The 24,358-nt window shown below is 43.3% G+C and carries 27 protein-coding genes; 20 read left to right on the top strand and 7 right to left on the bottom strand.

The window, feature by feature from the left end; translation table 11 throughout:
• The first annotated feature begins 19 nt into the window (after nt 1–19).
• Together AC5ZC7_RS18460 and AC5ZC7_RS18465 are read left to right on the top strand one after the other, a co-directional pair.
• On the top strand, nt 20–697 hold the full coding sequence (locus AC5ZC7_RS18460; protein ID WP_496157427.1) for a cyclic nucleotide-binding domain-containing protein: 678 nt from the start codon (nt 20–22) through the stop codon (nt 695–697).
• Nucleotides 698–757: 60 nt separating this feature from the next.
• The gene (locus AC5ZC7_RS18465) at nt 758–1,120 is read left to right on the top strand and encodes a DoxX family protein (protein ID WP_496157426.1); all 363 of its coding nucleotides are present in this window, start codon (nt 758–760) and stop codon (nt 1,118–1,120) included.
• 76 nt (nt 1,121–1,196) lie between these two features.
• On the opposite strand, the gene AC5ZC7_RS18470 is transcribed toward AC5ZC7_RS18465, so the two are convergent.
• Together AC5ZC7_RS18470 and AC5ZC7_RS18475 are read right to left on the bottom strand one after the other, a co-directional pair.
• A complete protein-coding gene (locus AC5ZC7_RS18470; RefSeq protein ID WP_496157425.1) occupies nt 1,197–1,658 on the bottom strand; it encodes a hypothetical protein in 462 nt (153 codons plus the stop codon).
• A 202-nt stretch (nt 1,659–1,860) separates the two neighbouring features.
• On the bottom strand, nt 1,861–2,583 hold the full coding sequence (locus AC5ZC7_RS18475) for an SDR family NAD(P)-dependent oxidoreductase (RefSeq protein ID WP_496157424.1): 723 nt from the start codon (nt 2,581–2,583) through the stop codon (nt 1,861–1,863).
• 97 nt (nt 2,584–2,680) lie between these two features.
• On the opposite strand from AC5ZC7_RS18475, the gene AC5ZC7_RS18480 reads away from it, so the two are divergent.
• The gene (locus AC5ZC7_RS18480) at nt 2,681–2,845 is read left to right on the top strand and encodes a hypothetical protein (RefSeq protein ID WP_496158128.1); all 165 of its coding nucleotides are present in this window, start codon (nt 2,681–2,683) and stop codon (nt 2,843–2,845) included.
• Here the strand turns inward: AC5ZC7_RS18480 and AC5ZC7_RS18485 are convergent.
• Nucleotides 2,829–3,146: a helix-turn-helix domain-containing protein gene (locus AC5ZC7_RS18485; protein ID WP_496157423.1), complete on the bottom strand. Its 318-nt coding sequence runs from the start codon at nt 3,144–3,146 to the stop codon at nt 2,829–2,831. The genes AC5ZC7_RS18480 and AC5ZC7_RS18485 overlap by 17 nt on opposite strands.
• Before the next feature lie 25 nt (nt 3,147–3,171).
• Between AC5ZC7_RS18485 and ureA the strand changes: the two genes are divergently transcribed.
• Genes ureA through AC5ZC7_RS18525 form a run of 8 tightly spaced genes read left to right on the top strand, consistent with a single transcriptional unit; the run spans nt 3,172 to nt 8,965 of the window.
• On the top strand, nt 3,172–3,474 hold the full coding sequence (gene ureA, locus AC5ZC7_RS18490) for an urease subunit gamma (RefSeq protein ID WP_496157422.1): 303 nt from the start codon (nt 3,172–3,174) through the stop codon (nt 3,472–3,474).
• Nucleotides 3,475–3,492: 18 nt separating this feature from the next.
• Nucleotides 3,493–3,882, top strand: a complete 390-nt coding sequence (ureB, locus tag AC5ZC7_RS18495; protein ID WP_496157421.1) for an urease subunit beta — start codon at nt 3,493–3,495, stop codon at nt 3,880–3,882.
• Complete coding sequence (gene ureC, locus AC5ZC7_RS18500; RefSeq protein ID WP_496157420.1) at nt 3,863–5,584, top strand: urease subunit alpha; 1,722 nt, start codon at nt 3,863–3,865, stop codon at nt 5,582–5,584. Before ureB ends, ureC begins: the two co-directional genes overlap by 20 nt.
• Nucleotides 5,585–5,599: 15 nt before the next feature.
• Entirely contained in the window at nt 5,600–6,103 is a 504-nt protein-coding gene (ureE, locus tag AC5ZC7_RS18505; RefSeq protein ID WP_496157419.1) for an urease accessory protein UreE, read from the top strand.
• On the top strand, nt 6,104–6,799 hold the full coding sequence (locus AC5ZC7_RS18510) for an urease accessory UreF family protein (RefSeq protein ID WP_496157418.1): 696 nt from the start codon (nt 6,104–6,106) through the stop codon (nt 6,797–6,799).
• 22 nt (nt 6,800–6,821) lie between these two features.
• The gene (ureG, locus tag AC5ZC7_RS18515) at nt 6,822–7,460 is read left to right on the top strand and encodes an urease accessory protein UreG (RefSeq protein ID WP_496157417.1); all 639 of its coding nucleotides are present in this window, start codon (nt 6,822–6,824) and stop codon (nt 7,458–7,460) included.
• 6 nt (nt 7,461–7,466) lie between these two features.
• The gene (locus tag AC5ZC7_RS18520) at nt 7,467–8,267 is read left to right on the top strand and encodes an urease accessory protein UreD (RefSeq protein WP_496157416.1); all 801 of its coding nucleotides are present in this window, start codon (nt 7,467–7,469) and stop codon (nt 8,265–8,267) included.
• Nucleotides 8,264–8,965: a hypothetical protein gene (locus AC5ZC7_RS18525; RefSeq protein WP_496157415.1), complete on the top strand. Its 702-nt coding sequence runs from the start codon at nt 8,264–8,266 to the stop codon at nt 8,963–8,965. Before AC5ZC7_RS18520 ends, AC5ZC7_RS18525 begins: the two co-directional genes overlap by 4 nt.
• A gap of 69 nt (nt 8,966–9,034) precedes the next feature.
• On the opposite strand, the gene AC5ZC7_RS18530 is transcribed toward AC5ZC7_RS18525, so the two are convergent.
• Nucleotides 9,035–10,687, bottom strand: a complete 1,653-nt coding sequence (locus AC5ZC7_RS18530; RefSeq protein WP_496157414.1) for a MutS-related protein — start codon at nt 10,685–10,687, stop codon at nt 9,035–9,037.
• 158 nt (nt 10,688–10,845) lie between these two features.
• Here AC5ZC7_RS18530 and AC5ZC7_RS18535 point away from each other — a divergent pair, with 158 nt between their 5' ends.
• Entirely contained in the window at nt 10,846–11,271 is a 426-nt protein-coding gene (locus AC5ZC7_RS18535) for a BrxA/BrxB family bacilliredoxin (protein WP_496157413.1), read from the top strand.
• A gap of 154 nt (nt 11,272–11,425) precedes the next feature.
• Here the strand turns inward: AC5ZC7_RS18535 and AC5ZC7_RS18540 are convergent, their stop codons facing one another.
• Entirely contained in the window at nt 11,426–12,184 is a 759-nt protein-coding gene (locus tag AC5ZC7_RS18540; protein ID WP_496157412.1) for a methyltransferase domain-containing protein, read from the bottom strand.
• Nucleotides 12,185–13,008: 824 nt separating this feature from the next.
• On the opposite strand from AC5ZC7_RS18540, the gene AC5ZC7_RS18545 reads away from it, so the two are divergent.
• The 8 genes from AC5ZC7_RS18545 (at nt 13,009) to AC5ZC7_RS18580 (ending at nt 22,911) form a co-directional block, all read left to right on the top strand.
• Nucleotides 13,009–15,282, top strand: coding sequence for an ATP-binding cassette domain-containing protein (locus tag AC5ZC7_RS18545; protein WP_496157411.1), 2,274 nt, complete (start codon nt 13,009–13,011; stop codon nt 15,280–15,282).
• Nucleotides 15,248–16,573, top strand: a complete 1,326-nt coding sequence (locus tag AC5ZC7_RS18550; RefSeq protein WP_496157410.1) for an HlyD family secretion protein — start codon at nt 15,248–15,250, stop codon at nt 16,571–16,573. The genes AC5ZC7_RS18545 and AC5ZC7_RS18550 overlap by 35 nt, the downstream gene beginning before the upstream one ends.
• Before the next feature lie 60 nt (nt 16,574–16,633).
• Nucleotides 16,634–17,140 carry a hypothetical protein gene (locus tag AC5ZC7_RS18555; RefSeq protein ID WP_496157409.1) on the top strand — a complete coding sequence of 169 codons (507 nt, stop codon included), beginning with the start codon at nt 16,634–16,636 and terminating at the stop codon, nt 17,138–17,140.
• A gap of 67 nt (nt 17,141–17,207) precedes the next feature.
• Nucleotides 17,208–18,470, top strand: coding sequence for an erythromycin esterase family protein (locus AC5ZC7_RS18560; RefSeq protein ID WP_496157408.1), 1,263 nt, complete (start codon nt 17,208–17,210; stop codon nt 18,468–18,470).
• Between the two features lie 2 nt (nt 18,471–18,472).
• Nucleotides 18,473–19,696, top strand: a complete 1,224-nt coding sequence (locus AC5ZC7_RS18565; protein ID WP_496157407.1) for a TraB/GumN family protein — start codon at nt 18,473–18,475, stop codon at nt 19,694–19,696.
• Nucleotides 19,697–19,771: 75 nt separating this feature from the next.
• A complete protein-coding gene (locus AC5ZC7_RS18570; RefSeq protein ID WP_496157406.1) occupies nt 19,772–21,145 on the top strand; it encodes a hypothetical protein in 1,374 nt (457 codons plus the stop codon).
• Nucleotides 21,142–22,002 carry an alpha-1,2-fucosyltransferase gene (locus tag AC5ZC7_RS18575; protein ID WP_496157405.1) on the top strand — a complete coding sequence of 287 codons (861 nt, stop codon included), beginning with the start codon at nt 21,142–21,144 and terminating at the stop codon, nt 22,000–22,002. Before AC5ZC7_RS18570 ends, AC5ZC7_RS18575 begins: the two co-directional genes overlap by 4 nt.
• A gap of 48 nt (nt 22,003–22,050) precedes the next feature.
• Nucleotides 22,051–22,911: a beta-1,6-N-acetylglucosaminyltransferase gene (locus tag AC5ZC7_RS18580; protein ID WP_496157404.1), complete on the top strand. Its 861-nt coding sequence runs from the start codon at nt 22,051–22,053 to the stop codon at nt 22,909–22,911.
• A 26-nt stretch (nt 22,912–22,937) separates the two neighbouring features.
• Here the strand turns inward: AC5ZC7_RS18580 and AC5ZC7_RS18585 are convergent, their stop codons facing one another.
• Complete coding sequence (locus AC5ZC7_RS18585) at nt 22,938–23,798, bottom strand: alpha-1,2-fucosyltransferase (protein ID WP_496157403.1); 861 nt, start codon at nt 23,796–23,798, stop codon at nt 22,938–22,940.
• A 277-nt stretch (nt 23,799–24,075) separates the two neighbouring features.
• Complete coding sequence (locus AC5ZC7_RS18590; protein WP_496157402.1) at nt 24,076–24,336, bottom strand: hypothetical protein; 261 nt, start codon at nt 24,334–24,336, stop codon at nt 24,076–24,078.
• Nucleotides 24,337–24,358 lie beyond the last annotated feature (22 nt).

Consider the following 24,358-nt stretch of genomic DNA (forward strand, 5'->3'; position numbering starts at 1 on the left):
GTACTAAGATCGTATAATTATGAATATCTGCCGGCGGTCATCATCTCCCGAAAACCCACCCCACTACCAACATACGTTTACTTTGTTTAATTTCACGGCCATGCAGGCTCCTTTATACGATCCATCGCTGGATGATTTTTTTGATATCATCAAACCATTCATCACCCTTTCGCCTGAAAGCAAAGCGGCGATGGCTGGCATGCTTGAAAAAAAAGAACTCCCCAGGGGACATCAACTGGTGAGTGCCGGAGCGGTGTGCAGGCATGTGTATTTTATAGCAAAAGGGCTTACCCGCACCTACTATGTCAAAGATGGCAAAGATGTAACGGACTGGATCAGTGTAGAAAAAACGATGGCTACTTCCATTGTGAGTTTTATCACCGGCATGCCGGATATACGCAGCATTGAACTACTGGAGCCCTCCGTACTATGGGCTATTGGCCATGACGACCTGCAGCGGCTTTACAATGAAAGCCATGAAATAGAACGTTTCGGAAGGTTGCTGGTCAGCTATGGCCTGGTACAAATGCAGCAACGCTTTGACGATCTCCACTTTGCTACTGCGCGTGAGCGTTACCGGAAGCTGATTACACAGCATCCCGGCATTGTGCAGCGGGTGCCATTGGGCATGGTAGCTTCTTACCTCGGTATTACGCAGGAAACCCTGAGTCGCATCCGCGCCGATTTTACTATTTGATAAATGTCAAAGGAAAAAAAGAGGCTTGTATTCACCTTTGTAATACAAAATTACAAGGTTATGAATACGCTTTTATGGATTATCCAAGGCTTACTGGCCGGCGTTTTTGGCTATTCCGGTCTCATGAAATCTACCCAAAAAAGAGACAAACTGGTACAGGTGGGTCAAACAGGGGTGGCTAATTTATCTTATCCGGTGATCCGTTTCATTGGTATCATAGAAATTTTAGGTGCCATTGGTATCGTGGCGCCTATGGCGACGGGTATCATGCCGCAATTAACAGCAGTATCGGCGCTGGGCTTTGCCGTGATTATGGTGATGGCGGCACCTATACACTACAAACGGCACGAATATGCCAGCGTGGCGTTTAACCTGCTACTGCTGGTGGCATCGCTGGGGGTAACGATCGGGAGATTTGCCTGAATTTATCATTGCACTTTAATAAAAGGGCAACGTTTTTTGTAAAAACGTTGCCCTCGCATAATTTTCTTATGACTGCTTACCAGCTTAATGTTGCCAGTACATCTTCGTCGGTGTCGTCATTAGGATCGCTGGGGTTCGGCTGAATGTTGGCGGTTAACCGGTATTGATCACCCAGTTGTAACGTTACCGTTTCTGTTCTGTAAGTAGCTTCACCAGGCCAGGTGGTAAAGCGCTGGTAGCCGCCTCTTGTCAGGTTCTCCAGGGTTACATAAGGCTGTTTCACACTGTGCCAGAGTGGAATGTTCAATCTCAATGTAACGGATCCATAGGTGTTAGATACAAATGTAACGCTGCGGTAAGGATCATTCGGCTGATCATCTTTTTTAGCGGCCACAAAATAATACCCGCTTACTACCTGATTTTTTTCTGCTACAGCTGGACGGTACGTTTCCAATGTTCCTGCATTTGATTGTGCTTTTACTGCTACAGAGGCGAATAAAGCCAGGCACAGGGAGAGATGTGTTACGATTTTTTTCATGTTGTTCGGGTTTTATTTACGGGTAATAAGATAGCAATGGTCATCTCTCTAAAACAATCCGGGTATCCATGCCTCCGGGGATATAACTAACGGGTAACCATACACGGCATTGATACGTTCTGACAAGGGTAAATATACTACTAAACTTACGGGGGTGCAATAGCCATTGCCCGGCATAATGATTTGTTAATCTATGCCGCCATCATGGTAAGCGCGCTGCCAGTTTTTCGGGCATATACTTTAATACCTGGTGAATCAATTTCCATTTAATACCCGGCACAATCGTAAACCGGTTGCCGGCGTTTACAATTTTATGGGCAATAAAAGCAGGTTCCATGAGCAAAGATTCCGGGAGATCCAGTCCGGCCGTCATCTTACTACGGATATACCCCGCTACAATCACATTCACGATTACTTTCCGCGCAAACAGGTATTGTCTTAATCCCGCCAGGTACTGTGTAAAGGCGGCTTTTGTACTGCCGTAAACAAAGTTACTTTTGCGGCCCCGCACACCAGAAAGAGAGGATAATCCAATGATGCGTTCCAGGTGATCATTATCACCATCTTTTATCATGATATTGATGATGGACACCGCCCCGGCATAATGTACCTGCATCATGCGGTAACTGCCTTCCCAGTTTACCAGTGCCTGGTCATTTGTTACCTGGAAGCCGGCGGCGTATACAACGATATGTGGCTTGGCAGGCAAACCGGCGTAGAATTGCGGATGCGATTCAAAAGCGGTGGCGTCAAAGTAGCAGATCGTTAACCGGTCCACGGGGGCTTTCCGCGCTTCCATAAACGCCTTTATTTCCGCGGTACTGCGGGAGGCAGCAATCACATGATAGCCTTTTTCGAGATACAGTAAGATCGCTTCTTTTGCTACATCGGAATTGGCGCCGAGTACCAGGACGGTTTTGGACATATGCTGTGTTATAGGGGTAAAAATAGGGATAACAAGGCCAATTATTTACTATTTTATTATTATCTTCGGAACATACCTATAAAATGAAATGATATCTATGGAAGTACATTGTGGATACAGTGATCCCAATTTTATGAGAATGGTATTCGTCATTATGCTCTTGGGGCTATTGTTAGTACTGGCTAACGCCTTTTTAATCATCCGGTACGTGATAGCAGGCATCCGCAGACGCAGACGGGAAAAAGCTATTTCCCGGGTTTAATCGCCGCCCTCCTTTTATAGTTCAGGGGAGTCTCCCCTGTCACCTGCGGGAACAGCCTTGCAAAATAATTAGGTGACTGAAAATTTAATTCAACCGCAGCACTGGCAATATCCCTGCTGCCGTCCCGGAGTAGGATCTGGCTATGCAGGATATTCACTACATGGATCCATTGCCTGGGAGGCTTACCTGTAGCCTGTTTAACGACTTTATTGAGATAATTTTCCGTGATACACCTACCATCAGCCCGAACTTTCTGTATATTGTAAAGTCGTAAGCCCAACTCTTCCGGCCGGCACTTCATTGCTGTCTTTTAAAATTTTACTCATATGCACCTGACTCCCAGAGAAACAGAAAAACTGTTGCTCCATTTGGCCGGAGAACTGGCTGCCAAGCGCAAAGCAAGGGGCCTGAAACTCAATTATCCTGAATCTATCGCCTACATCAGCAGTATACTGATGGAAGCGGCCCGCGACGGGCGCTCTGTGGCAGAGCTCATGCAGTATGGCGCTACCCTGCTGACACGTGAGGATGTCATGGAAGGTATTCCCGAAATGATTCATGACGTACAAATCGAAGCCACCTTTCCCGACGGCACTAAACTGGTCACTGTTCATCATCCCATCAGATAACCGCTAAACATCGCTCATATGATTCCTGGAGAATACTTTATCCCGGCAGGAGAGATCACCTGTAATGAAGGTCGCGCCACCGTTACCATAAAAGTGGTCAATACTGCGGATCGCCCGGTGCAGGTTGGCTCGCATTTCCACTTCTTTGAAGTGAACCGCAAAATGGACTTTGACCGCGAAAAAGCATTTGGTATGCGCCTCAACATTGCGGCAGGTACCGCTGTTCGCTTTGAACCTGGTGAAGAAAAAGAAGTAGAACTGGTGACCATCGGTGGTAACAGGAAAGCTTTTGGTCATAACAACCTGGTGAATGGCGACACCACCACCAACGCCGCCAAAGCGGTATCCATGGCGAAACTCGAACCCATGCACTTTAAAAACCAACCTCATGAGCCTGAAAATAAATAAAACCAAATACGCCAACCTGTATGGTCCTACCGTAGGCGATAAGGTGCGCCTGGGTGATACCAACCTGGTCATCGAAATCGAAAAAGATTTTAATACCTATGGGGAAGAAAATAAATTCGGTGGCGGCAAAACCGTGCGTGATGGAATGTCGCAATCCGGTACGGCACTGCGTCACGAAGGCGTACTTGATTTTGTGATTACCAACGTAGTATTACTGGATCACTGGGGCATCCTGAAAGGCGACCTCGGCATCAAAGACGGCCGCATTGTTGGCTTTGGCAAAGCGGGCAATCCCGATACCATGGACGGCATCTCTCCCAATATGATCATCGGCGCGTCTACAGAGGTACACGGCGGGGAAGGCCTCATTGCCACCGCAGGCGGTATTGATACACATATTCACTTTATTTCTCCGCAACAAATAGAAACAGCCCTCTTCAGTGGGATTACTACCATGATTGGTGGCGGTACCGGCCCGGCAGATGGGACCAACGCCACTACTGTTACACCTGGTAAATGGTTTATTGCCCGTATGCTGCAATCAGCGGAAGCATTTCCGATGAACCTGGGCTTCTTTGGCAAAGGTAACTGTGCTACAGAGGGACCGATTGCAGAACAGGTAGAAGCAGGCGCATTAGGGCTGAAAATCCACGAAGACTGGGGCTCTACGCCGGCTGTCATCGATGCTTCGCTGAAAGTAGCAGATAAATACGATGTACAGGTAGCTATCCACACGGATACGCTCAATGAAGCAGGCTTCCTGGAAGATACGATGAATGCCATCAACGGCCGCGTTATCCATACCTTCCACACGGAAGGCGCCGGCGGCGGTCATGCGCCGGATATCATCAAAGCAGCGATGTATCCAAATGTATTGCCGGCATCTACCAATCCTACCCGTCCGTTTACCAAAAACACCATCGATGAACACCTGGACATGCTGATGGTTTGTCATCACCTGAGCAAAAGCATTCCGGAAGACGTGGCCTTTGCCGACTCCCGTATCCGCCCGGAAACCATTGCCGCAGAAGATATCCTGCACGACCTGGGCGTATTCAGCATTATGAGCTCCGATTCCCAGGCCATGGGGCGTGTAGGCGAGGTAGTTACCCGCACCTGGCAAACGGCCGACAAAATGAAAGTACAACGCGGCTTCCTGCCGGAAGATGCATCCCATAACAATGACAACTTCCGCGCAAAACGCTACGTCGCTAAATATACCATCAACCCGGCCATTGCACATGGTATCGCTGAACATGTGGGCTCTGTTGAACCTGGCAAGTTTGCAGATGTGGTACTCTGGAAACCTGCCCTGTTTGGTGCTAAACCAGAAATGATTATTAAAGGCGGTATGATCATCGCCAGCAAAATGGGTGATCCCAATGCGAGCATTCCAACACCGCAGCCCGTGATTCTGCGTAAAATGTTTGGCGCCTACGGGAAAGCATTGTTACGCTCCTGCATTACGTTCGTTTCCCAGGCTTCCCTGGATAATGGTATTGTGCAGGAGTATGGCCTGGAAAAAGTAGTGCTGCCGGTGAAGGGCTGTCGGAATATTGGCAAGAAAGACCTGATCCACAACGACAAAACACCGGACATCACCGTAAACCCTGAAACCTACGAAGTACGCGTAGATGGTCAGGTGATTACTTGCGAACCTGTTGATGTAGTGCCTTTGGCGCAACGTTATTTCCTGTTTTGAGAAAAAAGAGTTGATATGATTATAGAATCAGTGCTGGGCAATACGGCCGATATATCCATCGCTCACCTGGAAGCAGATGTGCTCCACCTGGAATGGTTTGAAACCACCAAGCGTATCCAGCGTAAGAAAACGGCGGCAGGCCGCGAGATCGCTATTCGCTTTCTCCGGGAAGGTCAGCGCCTGCGCCAGGGTGATATCCTCGTGATGGATGAACAGCATGCAATTGTAGTGGATATTATTCCAAGTGATGCCATCGTGGTAACGCCCCGTAACCTGCTGGAGATGGGAAGTGTATGCTACGAAATCGGGAACAAACATCTCCCCGTATTCATACAAAACGAGCAGGTATTACTGCCTTTCGAAGCACCCATATTCCGCTGGCTCCAGGCCAGTGGATATGCCACCGAAAAGCAGCATACCCGTTTGACCAACCTGCTGAATGCGAATGTACAGCCGCATAGTCACGGTAGTGGTGGCAGTTCACTGTTCTCCAAAATTATGGGCCTAACATCGAAATAAATGATGACGAACCAATTCTTCCTTGGCAGCCTGCTGCATTTAAGTGATCCTACACTCCCCATTGGTGGCTATACGCACTCCAACGGACTGGAAACATATGTGCAACAGGGAATTGTTCACAACTCCGCCACGGCAGAACAATTTGTACAACAAATGCTGACGGCCAACCTGCACTTCAACGATGCGGCCTTTGCATGCCTGGCTTACCAGGCCGCTGCGGAGAATAATCTCCCTGCCCTCCTGCTACTGGATGCAGAACTGAGTGCGTTGAAACTGCCCGCAGAAATACGCAACGCCAGCCAGAAGTTGGGGCTGCGACTGATCAAAATTTTCCGCAGGCAGCAGGTATTTGCGTTTGCATCTGCCTATGAAAATGCCATCACTACGAAACAAACAGACGGACACTATGCCATTGCTTTTGGCGTATATGCGTCCCTGTTAGGCATTCCTTTGCCGGAAGCATTGTATGCATTTTATTACAACGCCGCCGCGGGGATGGTTACCAACGCAGTGAAGCTGGTGCCACTCGGTCAGCTGGACGGGCAAGATATCCTGTTTCGTATGCAAACCGTCATTGCCTCTCTGGTAGAAAAAACTATTCACCTGGACAGGGACCTGGTGGGCGTATGTAACACCGGCTTTGATATCCGTTGTATGCAGCATGAACGCCTGTACTCCAGGTTGTATATGTCTTAAATTATTTTAAAAATTACCGGTCATGAGTGATAGGAAATATGTAAAAATTGGCGTGGCCGGACCCGTAGGTTCCGGTAAAACAGCCCTGATTGAAAGGCTGTCCCGCCACCTGATGAATCAATATAGCATGGGTGTGATCACCAACGATATTTATACCAAAGAAGATGCGGAATACCTGACTAAAAACAGCCTGCTGCCCAAAGAGCGCATCATAGGTGTAGAAACCGGTGGATGCCCGCATACCGCCATCCGCGAGGATGCCAGCATGAACCTGGAAGCAGTAGATGAAATGGCGGCCCGCTTCCCCGATGTGGAACTCATCCTGATTGAAAGCGGCGGCGACAACCTGAGCGCTACATTTAGTCCCGATCTGGCCGATGTCACCATCTTTGTCATTGATGTAGCAGAGGGCGATAAAATCCCGCGTAAAGGCGGCCCTGGCATTACCCGCTCAGATCTGCTGGTGATCAATAAAATAGATCTGGCTCCTTACGTACATGCCGACCTGGGCGTGATGGAAAGAGATGCCCGCAAAATGCGCAACGGTAAACCATTTGTATTCACTAACCTGATGTCGTTACAAGGGCTCGATGCAGTGATTGGCTGGATTCAGAAATATGCATTGCTGGAAGACAGCGCAGAACCAGCTTTGGTGAGATAAACAAGCATGAAGAACAGGCTAACTATAACAAGCGGATTTAAAAACCAGCGATCGTACCTGAAAGATACGTTCTTCACGCCTCCTTTCCGGGTGGCGGACATCAGCGAGCATCGCAGCGATCCTGCGTTGTACCTGATGGTGATGAGCTCATCACCGGGGATGCTGGACGGAGACAAATACGATATTGATATTGTGGTAGAGGAAGGCAGTCGCCTCCAACTCCAGTCCCAGTCGTACCAGCGATTGTTCAATATGCGGCATGGCGCTACACAGCAGCAACGGATACAACTACATCCGGGTTCGGCTTTCAATTATGTGCAACACCCGGTGGTGCCGCATGAAAATGCCATTTTTAAAGGGCGGAACCGTATTGATGTGGCAGATAACTGCCTGCTGACATTCGGGGAAATTCTTACCTGTGGCCGGAAGCATTCCGGAGAAGTCTTCCAGTACCGGTCTTTCCATAACATCACGGAAATCTTTCATAACGGTCGTCTCCTGGTAAAGGATAACCTGCTGCTGCAACCTGCGCTGGTGGATATGGCCGCCATCGGACAAATGGAAGGATATACCCATCAGGCCACTTTACTGCATGTAAATACCTGCTCGGGGGTCACCGAAGACCATGTGAATAGTTTGTATGAGTTATTGGCAGATGCGAAAGCAGTATCCATTGGTATCAGCAGTCCCTGCCCGTCTGTGCTGGCAGTGCGTATCCTTGGCAATGGCGGGGAACAGCTGTTCTCCTGCCTGCAACGTATCGCCGCTTATTTCTGGACCATTGAAAAAAAGGTAACAGCGTCATGAATGCAGGATTAACCACACTTGTAGTATCAGCAGTTACCATCAGCTGTTTGCATACGGCTACCGGCCCGGATCATTATCTGCCGTTCATCGTTTTATCGCGCTCCCGTAAATGGAAGTTGTCTAAAACGATATTGTGGACGATACTCTGTGGCCTCGGACATATTTTCAGTTCCGTATTAATCGGGCTGCTGGGGGTATTACTGGGCTGGCAGTTGTCGAAGCTCACCTGGTTCCAGGATGTAAGAGGCAACCTCTCCGGATGGTGCCTGCTGGGATTTGGAACACTCTATTTACTCTGGGGACTACGTCAGGCCTGGCTGAATAAACCGCATAAACACTTTGATGTGTATGGCGACGGAGATATTTATGTATACGAACATAAACACGGCGAAATCGTATATCCGCAAAACCGGGTGAAGGTGACCCCGTGGATACTGTTTGCCATCTTCGTGATGGGCCCCAGCGAACCGCTGGTACCCTTGCTTTTTTATTCCGGTTCTCATCGCTCCGGGCTGGAAGTGATAGTATTGATAGCAGTATTCTCCATTACCACGGTATTAACCATGCTAACTATGGTACTGGTAGGCTGTTATGGCTACTCCATCATAAAAACAGATAAATTGGAACGTTATGTTCATGCCATAGGAGGAGCCGTGGTGACGCTTTGCGGCGTAGGAATGGTTTTCCTCGGCTGGTAAATTCAGCTGTGGAAGTAGATTGAATTACAAAATGAGTTTTTGATAAGTTAGATCAGCTGAAGTGAGCACTTATAATTGTATGCGGAGTTTAGTACTGATGCCTGTAGCTTCATCGATGATTTTCTGTGGATACCCAGCTATCTCCAGCAGCTTAATAGCATTCCTGGTGGTAAGGGGACCATGTTTCAACTTATGATCAAAATTGAGTTGACCTTCTATTACCGTTTCAGAAAAATGATACAATTCATACTCATCAGACAGCATCGCAGATAACTCGATGTCGTGTGTGGATACAAATACGAGGTTATTATACTTATTCAGGTAAGAAAGAATGGCTTTAGCCGCAGCAATACGCTCTACAGTATTGGTGCCTTTAAAAACCTCGTCCAGTATAAAGAAGCTTTGTGGTGCAGGTACTACTTCCCGGATCAGGGTATGCATGACTTCAACTTCCTGGAAATAATAGCTCCGGCCATCCTGCAGGCTGTCGTTGATCCGGATAGAAGAAAATAGCCGGAAGAAGGGCGCCCGGAAAGAGGTGGCAAAACACGTATGGATTGTTTGCGCCAATACGATATTGAGTGCAACTGTGCGCAGAAAGGTAGTTTTACCCGACATATTTGATCCTGTAATTAAAACACTTTTGCCATTCACACAGATATCATTAGGCACACAACCTGGTATCAGCAGGTGACAAATGCCCGCAGCCTCCAATACCCTCGATGCAGGCGAAAAAACGGGCACACAGGTGTTGGTACTGCCGGCACGCAGCGAAGCAATAGAAATACAGGCATCTATATTCCCTGTAAAACGGAATATTTCCAATATATCCTGCTTTCTTTTCCGGAGTTCATCTGCCAGGGCATAAAAGGCAAAAAACTCTACGAGCAGAAAGGCTTTCAGGTATTCAAACAAATAGGCAAAGAGCTTGCTAATATCGTCCTGTCCATTACCATGTCCGAAATTGATGAAAAGACTTTTACGCCTGAAGGTTTTCATCTGGCGTAACCCCTGCAATGATGCATCTTTATTAAATGGCATTTCCCTCACACACAATTTGCGGGTAATTTCCATTAAAAGATGAAATTGCGGGACCGACCGGATAAAACGCGCGGTATTATTCTTATTCCAGTAATGCAGGAAGACATTAAAAGACAACGGCAATAACAACCAGATCAGTAAAAAAGGATATAGTGGAGATAACACCAGCAATAGTACCACACTAGCCAGGGAAACAACCACCCAATGATACCATGCTGGCCGGGAGGGGAAGTTATCTTCCAGCAGGCTCGGAATATAGGCAGCATCATTATTTTGTAACGCTGCCAGCAGTAGCTGTACTTCTTCTCTTTCGGACGTATTATCTGCGAAGAAAGCTACCTGTTGCTCCAACCGCTTCAGCCTGGCGATATCATTGCCGGGCTTGCTCATTAAATCATATAGGAACTGCTGTCCTACTGGCGTACTGGTGCGATCTACAAAACAAAACACCTCGTCAAAATCAATATCTGCTTTCGTCTGATCTGATAGCAAATGAAAATGGTTATCGGTATTCACTGCCAGGTAACTGCCAATGCTGTCGAAGTTGAAGTACTCGGTTTTTACAGCTCCCCATTGCTGCCGTATCCTGTGCAGTTGTTTGCTTCTCCTTCGCCGGTATTGATTACTAAACAGTAACACCACTCCGACCAGTATAAACAGGAATACAAATAAGTATGGCATAATTACGTGAAGATTAATAAAATCCCAACAAATATACTTTATCGCGATATATTCTATCTCCTATAATTAACTATCTGCCGCCAAACATTTTACGGACTGCTACTGTTATATTTCCGACAACGGTTTATCCGTCATCTTTTCACCTCAAAACGTATGTTATGCCTTACTCTCCATTATTGATTAAACCATTCAGAGAAGAAGTGACTGAAGTTGGTGTGAAGGAGCTCCTGACTCCTGAAGACGTAGACAAAATCATGAACCTGGACGGCACCACCATGGTTTTCATCAACAGCGTATGCGGTTGTGCTGCTGGCACTGCGCGTCCTGCCATTCGAAAAATAATGGACGATGAATCCATCAAAAAGCCCGACAGGATAGTGAGTGTATTTGCAGGACAGGACCTGGAAGCTACTGCACGCTTCCGGAATTATATTCCGGATATTCCCCCTTCTTCTCCCTGTATTGCTTTTTTCAAAGACAAGGAACTGGTTTATTTTATGCCCAAATACCGTATTGAAAGCCGGGATACAAATAGAGTGGCCAGTGACCTGGCAGAGGTGCTCGAAGAATTTCTTACTGAGTAACATGATCCATTATGCAAAAACAGCCATGACGCTAACGCTGTTTTGAATGGCCGGACTTTTATGGTAAAACACTACAGCCGCTCACATCTGATGATGTAAACGGCTGTAATGTTTTTTGCCCTGGTTAAAGGGAAAATTGCCGGTGGCAATTTCTCTAGTTCCTTTTTGACGAAACGCTTCTTCGTATGCGATGCTTAAAGGCCCGTTTCAGTAATTTAAAATATGTTTTCAAAGGTAATTCGCCATTTTTCAAAGCGTCTAATGTCCCGGCAGATTCCCGGAAGTAATTCCGTTGCCCGATAACCTGCGTAAACAATTCCGGATGCACGATGCTTTTCACCGGTGCAGAAACGATATCTGGTCTTATTCCATTTTTTATTACCAGCAACATATTCTGCTTATACCACCAGTTTATTTTTTCATTATCCCAAAAAACCGGTCTCAAAACATCACAGGTACGATAACCTTGCTTATCGAATCGCTGTATCCAGTAATCCGTCCATTGTTCATTAATGTGATCCTGTCCTCCCTGGGAAGGGATGGCCGCAGAAAATAGTATGATATCACCCAGGGATGTCAGGGAAGCTACAAATGTCTCTGCTGCGCTATCAGCAAGATGTTCCGCTACTTCGAGGCTTACTACCAGGTCATATTTCCTGGTAACTATGATCGGTTTTTCCAGGTCCACTTCTTCAAACTCATCTTCGTCCAGTAACAGTTGTTGTTTGTCCACCCATTTTCCGTCTAATCCTTTCACGGTGGAAACACCATATTTTTTAAACACACTCGCAAAAGTTCCGAGTCCACACCCCACATCTATCAAACTTTCAGGAGACAACAGGTTAATAACATAAGGAACTATTTCTTCAGCAGCATCAGTATTATAATGCTCGGCAGGATACTCGAATTTCATCAGGACATACATTAAAGTTGGTACAAAAAAAATAAACTGTATTCGGGGAAGATAGATAAAATCAGTATTCTATCCTCAAAAAAAGTTAAAAAACATGCTACTTGCATTCTGTGACAAGTTGCCAAATTCAAATTTTGGCTGTAGAAAACAACTAGATAACTATCTACATTTATTAACCATATTTGACACCCGGCATAACAAGTTGGGTAACATCTATTCCCACAGCCACGTTGTTATTGGATTCCGCGTGCCTTGAAAGGCACAAAAATCGGGATATGCATTCATCGGGCGTAAAAAAAATTCCAAATTCTATTTGAAACTGTAGAAAATTCATATATTGGCAATAACAAGTAAGATATAGGTACCTATAATCTGGTGAAGCCTGGTGAACATCATTAATTCACGTTTAAATCCCGTTTTGAAAAATACTGTAACCCTTTAGTAGCTAAGGACTTCCTTTTCATTGTTACATTTTTTTTGCCAAGACCCATGTTGCCGTGTTTCCTGGCAATGCTACATATCCAATCACACTTACTACGAAATGGTTAACCTTAATTTTTAGTTTACGCTTATCTGATTTTTTATATGAAATAAAAGCACGCCAAACTACCAGGTGGTAATGAGAAAAGTAAGTACTCCCGTTACTTTTTTCGAAACATTAGAGTTATTTTTTAAATCCTGGATCAATTGGTTATAAAATTGACTCCAAAGATACCAAAATGGCTGTAGCAGCATGTTGGCGCTATTATTTCCAGCTATTATCTTATAACCTATGGAATCGACGGAAATGCGAATCCTGATTCAACCATCAATTCTATTTGCCAATGGCATTAAATAAATTCCCGTGTGACAGACAACTCGACTTAATGGACTGCGGCCCGGCCTGTCTGAAGATGATAGCTAAACATTATGGAAAGTATTATTCACTACAGTTTTTACGAGACAAGTGTGGCATCAGTAAAGAAGGAGTTTCATTCCATGATATCAGTTATGCCGGAGAACAAATTGGGTTAAGAACGCTGTCGTTGAAGTGCACAGTAAAAGACCTGGTAGAACGGATTCCTTTACCCGTAATTGTTCATTGGGACAACAGCCATTTCCTTGTTGTTTACAAAACAAATCCCAGGACCGGTGCTATATATACCTCAGATCCTGCTAACGGTTATGTAAAATATTCGGCGACTGAATTTTCAGAAAGATGGGTTAAACAAGGCAAAGGTAATGTGGGCGTACTGATGGCAATGGAGCCACAGGCCGACTTTTACGAAAGTCAGGAAGAAGAAAGAAGAACCCAGCGGAGAACGCTTGGCAACTTCCTGAACTATTTCCGCCCTTACAAGAAAAGCTTTGTGCACCTATGCGTTGTAATGATAGTCGTAACGCTGTTACAGTCATTGCTCCCATTTATCTCCAAAGCGATGATTGATGTTGGCATTCAAACGCATGATATTAACTTTCTGAATATCGTGTTAATTGCTAATGTCGTCATATATATCAGCATCCTACTATCGAACGTGGCGAGGGACTGGATATTACTGCATGTCACTTCCCGCGTAAATGTGGCCTTAATTTCAGATTATCTGAATAAGCTGATGCGTTTACCTATTAGTTTTTTCGAAAACAAATTAACAGGAGATATTCTGCAACGGGCGAATGATCATGAACGTATCCGGAATTTTGTGATGAACAACTCGCTAAGCATGCTTTTCTCTACTATCACATTTGTAATATTCTCGGTCGTTCTTTTAATATACAGTAAAACCGTATTTGTAATTTTCGCGGCCGGTAGTGTCTTGTACGTGATTTGGGTAATGGGCTTCCTGAAACTAAGAAAGAAACTGGATTGGCAGTACTTTGAGCTCTCTTCTAAAAACCAAAGTTATTGGGTGGAGACAATAGAAGCCATGCAGGATATTAAAATAAACAACTATGAGCAACCCAAACGCTGGAAATGGGAAGCTATCCAGGCAAAATTGTATAAGATAAATACGAGGTCTTTAAATGTAAACAATCTGCAGAATAGTGGTGCGCAATTCATTGACAGCGTGAAAAATCTCGTTATCGTATTTTATTGCGCGAAGGCAGTTATTGATGGTCAGATCACCTTTGGTGTCATGATTTCGACACAGTTTATCATTGGTATGTTAAACGCGCCGGTAGCACAGTTTATCGGGTTTATGATGAATTACCAATTAGCGAAGATCAGCTTCTTGCGGCTGAACGAAATACAAGAGTTGGAAGACGAACATATGCACGTAGGTGAAAATCCGATTGACCTACCTGACAAAAAAGACATCACACTTCAAAATGTCTATTTTCAATATACCGCTCATGGGGACGCAGTTTTGAAATCCATTAACCTGACCATTCCGGAGAAAAAAGTTACTGCCATCGTAGGCGATAGTGGTAGTGGTAAAACGACTTTGTTGAAATTAATTCTACGATTATACAAACCGTCACATGGAGAAATATTGCTGGGAAGCATGAATATTAATAATATCAGTTTGAAGCAATGGAGAGACCGATGTGGGGCGGTGATGCAGGATGGTAAAATATTCAATGACACTATCCTGAATAATATTGTACTGGATGATGAAAAAATTGACTATTGCCGTCTAAAAACAGCACTGGATACCGCCAATATTGCGCAGGAAATCGAACGCCTGCCATTGGGATACCAGACAAAAATGGGAGAACAGGGACGTGGATTAAGTGGGGGGCAAAAACAACGGGTATTGATTGCCCGCGCCTTATACAAGAATCCGGATTTTCTCTTTTTTGATGAAGCTACCAACTCATTGGATAGCCTCAATGAACAAAAGATTGTAGAAGCCCTGGATAATGTATTCCAGGACAAAACGGTAGTGGTCATTGCCCATCGGTTAAGTACTATCAGGAAAGCAGATCAGATTATTGTAATGCAGGACGGCACCATTGTAGAAATAGGCGATCATAATGGACTAATGCAAAAGAAAGGAAGATACTATCAACTTATCCAGTCGCAACTAGATTTAACCACAACAGTAGAGGCCTTGGTAGAAAGAATCAGTCAATCAACAGCAGATGAAACCGGACAACAATATATCGAATTATCATAATTCACCGAGATCAGAAGAAGTACAGGACATTATTGATCGCATGCCCACCAAATTCGGCGGGATAATAGCGCTCATCGTACTAGGTGTGTTGATATTGCTAATGGTATTCGGATGGTGTATCCGATATCCCGACATTATAAGCGGCTCTATTGTTATCAATACGCCTGTTTCACCGATCAAGCTGGTGGCATTACATTCCGGGCAGTTAAATTTAAATGGTATCAAAAGCCAGTCTGCCGTTAAAAAAGAGGAGGCTATTGCCGTAATTGAGAATGGCGTGTCTTATGACACCATGCGCATGGTAAAGCAAATACTCTTGTCTTACACCCCGGACGGTGACACCACCACGAATCTGTTAGATGTACTACCGGCCAAAATATCTCTGGGAGAGGTTACCAACAAGTATTACGCATTCCTGACAAGCTTGCAACTGCTTTATAATTTCAATACGGATTGCATTTATGATAAACAGTTGGATGGGTTTAAACAACTGAGTGAAGAACAGAAAAAAGAGGTTGACATAGGTGAAAAAGGAGTTTCTCTTGCAGAGGAGAACGACCACTTTGTAAATAAAGCATACCTCCGGGATTCATTTCTTTTTATTAATAAAGTAAGTGCTGAAGCGGAATTTGAAAGATCCAAACAAGTTTTACTGAGTAGTAAAACAGGCATTAACAATGCAAAAGGCAGCTACATTTCCTCAAGAAAGGAACTCCAACAAACACAAGGAAAAATAATAGAGCTGAATGTACATAAACTGGAAAAGCTAAGAGAGCTAAAACTGGGGATCCTGGCAGCCTATAATGATCTGATGGACAATATAACGTTATGGGAACAGAAGTATGTGCTGAAAGCTCCTTTTGATGGAAAGATTCAGTTCCTTAAGTTCTGGACAAATAAGCAGTTTGTGCAGGCAGGAGACCCTGTGTTTACCATTGTTCCAAGCGCATCGGAGCCTTATGGACAGGTGGTACTTCCCAGCTTTGGCGCGGGCAAAGTAAAAGTTGGCCAGGAAGTCATCGTAAAACTGAATGACTATCCCTATATGGAGTATGGTGCTGTAACGGGAAAAGTAGCCTCCATTTCTCTGACCACCAATACAGAACGAACAAAAGATGCAACCGTTGAAACCTACCTCGTTACCATAAAGTTCGACAATGGGCTCACTACTAACTATGGAGAACCATTGAGTTTTAAATATGAAGCAGCAGGTAGTGCAGAGATTATTACAAAAGATCGTGTGCTGATTGAAAGACTTTTCGATAACCTGCGGTACACACTGAAAAAGTAGTTTATAGTTTTCGAAACCTATATTTTTTTACATTTTTTTTTCAATTTTAAAACCATTAATATGAGCAAAAAATTAAAGTTGCCCTTTATGGAATTGCATAAAGAGCTTTATGAAATTTTATCACCAGAAGAATTAAAAGGTATTATTGGCGGACTGGGTGCCTGGGATACCAATCAGGGCTTCCTTAACAATATCAATGAAATGATTTCATCCGGAATGTTTAACTACACTGGTAGCGCGGGTTATGATTCTGGATTTGTTGATGTTAGCGGAAGTGGTGGTTCCGGAGGGTTCACAGGCTTCAATTTTGGTTCGAATAATGGACCTGGACCAACATTCTTCAACTTCTATAGCGGCACAGGTAGCTCCAAGTTGATGTTTAGTTTTGGGTCTGCAAGTGGCAGTGGTCCTATTCCTTTAGTCGGAAATTTTGGCTCGGGGGTAACCACCTCCTTTACCGACCAGGGTGGGACCAATCCTAAAATAACAATTGGTGTAAACGGGAAAACACTTATAGGTGAATACAAGAATGGGCAATTCAAGCTCACACTAAAAGTAGGACTATAGCAAACAGTGCTAACACTCCCTCCCTGATACAGGTGGGGAGTGCTTTTTCTTTATCAAAAAAATTTTTATGAGTCATATCGGCTTAAACTGGATTTGGAAAGTATTAATAGCTGCTGTGGCTAATTCCCTCATCTGGTCCTTATCTTTTGCTCAGGATAATGGTAAAATTCATTATGCAGAAATTGGCGCCCTTTCTCTGGACTCCGGCAGCAACTGGGTTCAACGTATTTTTAACAACGCCATCAGCAATGACGTACAGATCGTAGGGCTTGGAGAAGTAAGCCATGGTGGCTATGAGCCATTAGCACTTGAAGCTAAAATGACTCAATATCTTGTTGAAAAAAGAGGATATAAGAACATATTACTGGAGTTCGCTGATATACAGAATATCAGGCCAGTTCGCCAATACCTGCTTAATAACAATATTAAAGACCTTTCTGTAGCAGATTCTTTAGCAAAGGAAACAGCAGTGGGCATGCTGAATACACAGGAAATACTCAGCCAGTTATTTCGTTGGCTTAAACAATATAATCTGTCCCATCCCGGGGAGATGGTGCGGATAGCAGGATTCGACTTCAGCCTGGATGCAGGATTCCGAAACTTTTTTCTTTATAACTACATCATTCCATTTGATTACATCAATGCACAAAGATTGCTGTATCACTGGGAAAACATCCAGGTGCTGGATACCTCCCGAATAGCCACAATAAAAACATGGTTCAATGTCAATAAAAGCAGACTCGCGAAAGAGATGAGGAAAGATGAATTTGATGAACTGGTATATCATCTGCAGAATGAAACACATTCTATCCTCTATGAGGCATTAAAGGCTGACACGTCTGAGGAGAATTCTTCAGGAGCTGGCAAATACCGCGACAGTCTCATGGCGGGCAATGTAACCCGTCTCGCTGGCTCTCAAAAAACCATCATATGGGCGCATAACGGGCATATTTCCACAACTGATGGGTATATGGGGAAGTATTTGAAAGAGTTGTATAAATCCCGTTATTTCATTTTGCTGACGGATTTTTCAAATGAAGCCAATGTTAACGTAGTATCGGAGGAGAAAGCAGCACCCGGAAGCAGGATCATTCACGAGCAACGCTTTGCTGCTGAAAACACAACTATTGCCTACCACCTGCTAAAGAATTATGGCATACCCAGCGGCATTTTCCTTAACCGGGATCTTCCTGTCAACAATTTATACAATACGTTGAATTTAATTGATATATATGGCAAACAATTCCGAATGCTTTCAGACAAAGCTTTTGATGTCCTGGTGATATTCAATAACATTACTTCACATTCTAAAGCGGCAAACAACAAATAAGCATGAAACAGTCCTTAATAACAATCCTGTTACTTATTCCGTTTTTGAACGCCAGTTCGCAGAACGGAGTAAAAGCCAATGACCTGCCGCTGACTATGGCTATCAGGGATATGGCCAGCGTCCTGGATAATAAAATCCCGGAGCAGGTAAAGGTGGTAGGCATCGGCAATATATACCCTTTAGCAAAAGAGTCCACCGATTTAAGTATGACAATAGCCCAAGCACTCATATGTCAACAAAAATTCAGGCATGTTATTCTATTCTGTGACGACTGGATGCTGCGCCCAATCAGCGAATATATAACCGACAAGCGAGCCTTTGACTCTACTACTGTTGATTCTCTTGTAAGAATTTCAATGGCTAATAGTACCTCCCGCACAGCAGCATTCGGCTCATTTATCATTTGGCTAAAAAAATATAACGTGGCTCATCCTGAAGCACCAGTTGAGCTCTCAGGCATGGTGCCGGATGAACTGATTTCGCCCGCCTACTTTTTAGCCACTTATATTTTCCCGGTAGACAAAGCAAGTGGATTGATCTTTTCAAAAAAATGGAGGGTGGATGTTCCAGAAGATGAATCTGCAGCCAAAGACATTGCAGCCTGGTATCAAAAAATAAGCAAAAACACAACGCTTTTCAATAAGCATAAAGCACTACTCCTTCGTTGCGCGGAAGATATTGCTCATAATGATATTATCCGGGAGGGGAGCTCCGCAAAGATGCCGTCTCGAATGATAGTGGATTTAAAAATACATGCAATGGCCCGTTTCATTCTAAAAGAAACAGATAAACGAACGATTGTTTATGGAAATAACGAGGACATAGCAACAGCATATTTTTTGTCTCAAGGTGATACGTTAGTATCTCTTGGCAAGGTTTTACAGGAGCAATTAAAAGATAAATACTATACCTGCCTGACGGATTTTGCAGACACCTCCAACTTGACTCAAATTGACCCTCAAACAGGTCAATTGGCAAAGACAATGATACCGGGATCGATGCAATGCCGGGAATGGTTCGGAAAAAAAATTACTTTATTTATACCAGAAGATAGCGATGCCCTTAAACACTACCTACCGAGAACAATTTTCCCTATACTCGGTATTGACAGGGAAATTTCATCAGATAAAAATATCCCTGCCACTAATGCATTATTTATTATCAAATCCCTGACCCCTGCTACTTTTCTGAAAAGAATTATTGACATCGGAGACTGGGTTAAGTAGATAGCTAAATAGCCATAGACCCGTATCTATCAACCCTCACGCCATACAAACCTGTATTTTAAATATCATCAAACTATGAAATCAAATAGCATTCCCACTTATATCATTAATCTCAAAAACCGGTCAGACCGGAGAGCACATATCCTGCAACAGTTTGAAGAACGTAACGAATTCAACACCATCATTATTGACGCCCACAGGCATGAAGTGGGGTCCATTGGCTTGTGGAATACGATTACGGATATTGTGACGCAGGCGTTGGAACAAGATCAGGAATATATCCTCATTTGTGAAGACGATCATTTATTCACGGCTGCCTATTCAAAGGAAATATTGCAACGGGCTATCACGGAAGCACTATCCCTAAATGCGGACGTACTCTCTGGTGGTGTGAGCTGGCACGGAGATGCAGTGGCCATATCTGACACATTATTCTGGGTAAAAAAATTTTCAGGCACGCAGTTTATCATCGTATTCAAACATTTTTTCCAAACCATTCTCGACACTAAGTTTACACCGGCAGATACTGCCGACACCAAAATAACAGATTGTTCCGATCGCGTTTATTTTATCCACCCATTTATTTCTGTTCAAAAAGAGTTTGGCTATTCTGACGCAACTGCAAAAAATGACGGCACCGACAGAGTGGAAGAATTGTTTTCAAAAAGTGCTGCCGGCGCCCAGGTAAACAGAGACATACGATCTTTTTATAAAATCCCTTACCAGCAGGTAGAAGCAGCCAATGAGCAGCTTGATGACGATGCCTGTATTCCTCTCTATATCATCAACCTCCCGGAAAGAACAGAACGCCGCGAACATATACTTCAACAATTTGAAGGCAGGTCCGAATTTGATATCACCGTGGTCGATGCCTGTAAAAATGAAATCGGAGCGCTGGGACATTGGCAGAGTATCCGGAAAATAATTCAACTCGCTATTGACAATGACGATGATGTGATCATCATTTGTGAAGACGATCATGAATTTACACCTGGCTATTCAAAGGAACTATTATTCAAAAATATCTACCTGGCTTACCAACAAGGCTGCGACTATTTCTCAGGAGGCGCTGGCAAATTTGATCTGGCCGTTCCGATTACCAAAAACTTATTTTGGACTAACCACTGCCTGTCAACACAATTCATTATCGTTTTCCGAAAATTCTTTCAAAAAATACTGGATGCTCCTTATGATGAAACCGTTGTTGGTGATATCAAAATATCGGAATTAACGGGTAATAAGATGATCATCTTCCCTTATATCTCTAACCAAAAAGAATTCGGCTATTCAGATATTACTGCTTTACATAATTCAATAGAGGGTATTGTACAGTTTATGTTCGCCGTGAGCGAAGATCGCCTGACAAAAATGAACGAAATTTTTACGTCGCATAATGACCAGCAAAAAAAAGTATCATCTGAAAAAGTCGCAACTGTCTTGACAAAATGATAGTAGTAAATTTAAATGGCGGCATCGGTAACCAGATGTTCCAATATTCATTCGGAAAATACCTGTCCGATCTTCTCAAACAGGAGCTATTTGTAAACACTGACGTATATGTAAAAGGAGCCAGCAACAGGAATTACAATCTTGACATCTTCAATTTATCTGTCCATCAACTTCGCTCTAAAGAGATGGTCTATGAAAAAATGAAGGACCTCTCAGCTCCTATTATACATTTGAATGAAAGACATTTTCATTATGATGCTACTTTAATTAATCCATTAAAAAAATATGCAACAAACATCCCTAAAAAAGAGGAGTTTCATTTGATGATTACGGGATTCTGGCAGTCGTGTAAATACTTTCAGGGTATTGAGGAGGCATTATCTAACGATTTTACTTTCCGTCATCCCCTGTACGGGAAATGGAAAGCATTGGGTGAACAAATCATGCAAAAACAGTCAGTGATGCTAAATGTCAGACGAGGGGATTTTCTTGACAAACTGGATTATCATGGGGTTGTTGAGATGGATTACATCAACAAAGCCATGAAAACAATCAGACAGCGCCTCTCCCGTCCGTTTTTCTATATATTCTCTGACGACATACATTGGTGTAAAGAGCATATTAAAGATAAGCATGTCTTTTTTGTAGATGAATCTTACTATGATCCAAGTTTTGAATACTATTTGCAGTTAATGAGTCTGTGCAAACATTTCATTATCCCCAACAGTTCATTCGCCTGGTGGGCAGCCTGGATGGCGAAAAATAAGCGTAAAATAGTCATTGCACCCAAAAAGTGGTTTGCGACCGACACGCTTAATACAAAAGACCTGCTGCCAAAAAACTGGATTAAATTATAAATGAAAACACGCAGCCGCCTTCCGGCTGACATAAGCCTTTATACTCAAATGAAGTTAAACTACCTGATATTATTCCATAAAAATTTCGATCAGCTAATATTATTAATTGACAAATTATCTTTTGAGCATGCTCATTTCTTTGTGCATATAGACATAAAATATGAAATACTCCCAGGTGAGCGGGAACAGCTGGAAGACAGGTGTTCGGTTACCGTACTGAAAGACCGGGTAGATATAAAATGGGGAGGCTTTAGTCTTATTACAGCCTCGCTGTCATTGATAAAATCGGCTATAGACATGAAAGGCGAAGACAATGACTACCTGATTTTGTTGAGTGCACAAGATTTTCCGCTGAAAGACAATTTAACGATACACCGTCATTTTCTGCAGCATCGACATAAGATCTTCATCGATAATTTCACCATCCCTTATAGTGGGTGGGCGATGGACGGCGGACTTGACCGCCTGCGGTTTTACTGGTTCCTGGACGATCTTGGACATGAAGAAGCTACCAGGCTTTACATGGCACAAAAAATTGTTGGCATGACCAGAAAGCAATTAAATATTGAATATTATGGAGGTTCACAGTGGTGGAGCATAAACAGGGATTGTGCCAGCTATATACTTCATTACTGTGAAAGCACTCCTTCATTCGTTGATTTTTTTCGACATGTATTTGTGGCAGATGAAACCTTCTTTCAGACATTACTTCAAAATTCACCTTACAGGGAGAATATTGTCAACGACAATTTACGGCTAATAGATTGGGCATCCGGTCCAGAGTATCCAAAAACATTTGGAATAATGGACATAGATGGATTATTGGATTCACCGAAATTATTTGCCAGGAAATTTGATATAACAAAAGACAAAGCAGTGCTTGACGCACTTTCCCAGCGGGAGAAATAGGAAATAACTTTTCTGATTTCTATAAATCAAATCCTAATCCAGTCTTTCAATAGTAAGAAGTCCATTGCAATAGGTTCATTAAACCACATCTTAGGTGAAATAACTATTTTCTCCTCATTATTATTCAGCCAGGCTCCCCACCAGCTAAAAGTACTGTTTGCTATAATGTTATGCTTACAGAGGCTCATCAGTTGCATATCTCTGTAACTATGGCTACCAATGTTATGGTTCACACACACCATATTTTCCTGCTTTATTTCTCTCAGCGCCCATTCAGGATCATCAGAGAAAACAAAGAACTGCGGGTTTTTCACCTGCGATTTAATCACGCTGATTGCCCGCATGTAGTAATCTACCCCCAGATTTTTATGAAAGGTAGATGTTAAATAATCTCCTCGTCTAATATGTATGCTTACTGCATTAGAAGACACTATGGCTCCCGCGATGTGCCTATTTTCGGGGTCACTTTCAGGTATTGGTGGAAATCTAAAGTAGTAGGAAATTTCATCTCTCCACTCAGAAAAGTAGTTGACATTTTGCCAATATCCGTTAAAGAAAGCGTCGTCCAATAAAGATAAGTCCTGGTTGTAGGTAAATTCATTTTCTTTTGACTCCTGGTATATATGCCGGTTCTCCCGGATGGCATAGTAAGACCGCCCGTTCTCCTTCTTTACTTTCTTAGCAAAGAAGAAGAAGTCTCTCAACCCCGCTATGGGTATATCGATATTCTCAAATACCCTGAATAGTTCAAACCCATTACGGGATTGGTTTTGTACATAAAATGAAGTATCGAATTTCACCTGCTTTTTATCCAGGATATATTTTAAAGCAAATGCAAATTGAAACATTTGATTGCCAAGTCCCTCTTTTATTTTAATTACTATCATGTTATGGGATACCTGATATCACTTTGGTTAACCTGTCTTATTCTTTATTTTTCATTGCAAACACAAACTGCTATTATGCTCTGTCGCTAATCAAATATAAGTTATCAAATCAGCTTATACAATCCATACCAGGTATTTATTTTATCACGATAACTATTTCATGACGACACGCCATGCGCTCTTCCGTTGCAAACAACAAAGCCCGCACTAATGTAGTGCAGGCTTTGTTATTTGCAACGATCCCTGTGGTACAAGGATATTGACTTTTGTATAATTGCTACTCCTCGTATTTATTACTGAACAATATCATAAATGCCTTATATAATCCTATGGCAAACAAGAGCAGTGCTGTAAGGAACAACCCAATATATTGTGCCACCCACCCTATCAAAATGGCAACAATATGAATCTTCCCATTAATGGGTTCGAATACCTTGCCCGAATATACATAAGCTGCCATTGCCCCGAAGATGCCTATCCAAATTATTGCATACAGGAAATCAAGTGGCTTTTTACTCATTTTGTTAAACTTCAACATAATTTTGGTTTTTAACGGCGCT

It is taken from the genome of Chitinophaga sp. 9-1-y (assembly GCF_059511905.2).